1 protein-coding gene is annotated in these 404 nt (G+C 74.8%); it reads left to right on the forward strand.

The window, feature by feature from the left end:
* A partial coding sequence (locus VT52_RS34860; protein ID WP_240510040.1) for a condensation domain-containing protein occupies positions 1–404 on the forward strand: 404 nt, incomplete at both ends.

A 404-nucleotide genomic window follows, 5' to 3' on the forward strand; every position in this document is an offset into this window, starting at 1 on the left:
CCTTCGGTGACTACCTGTCCTGGCTGGCGGGTGTGGACCGGGAGGCGGCCGAGGCGGCGTGGCGGGACGCGCTGGCCGGGGTCGAGGAACCGACCCTGGTGGCACCGGCGTTCACGCCGGCAGACACCCGGGTGCCGGCCCGGCTGCGGGCGGAGCTGGACGCCGGCCTGGTCGCGGAGCTGACCGGGCTGGCCCGGTCCTGGGGCGTCACCCTGAACACGCTCGTGCAGGTGGTGTGGGGGGTGCTGGTCGGCGGGCTGACCGGTCGCGAGGACGTGGTGTTCGGCTCGGTGGTCTCGGGCCGTCCGGCCGAGCTCGCCGGCGTGGAGTCGATGGTCGGCCTGTTCATCAACACGCTCCCCGTCCGTATCCGGCTGGAGGCGGCCGAGACCCTCGCCGGTCTG

The organism is Streptomyces malaysiense, from assembly GCF_000980885.2.
GTDB lineage: Bacteria > Actinomycetota > Actinomycetes > Streptomycetales > Streptomycetaceae > Streptomyces > Streptomyces malaysiense.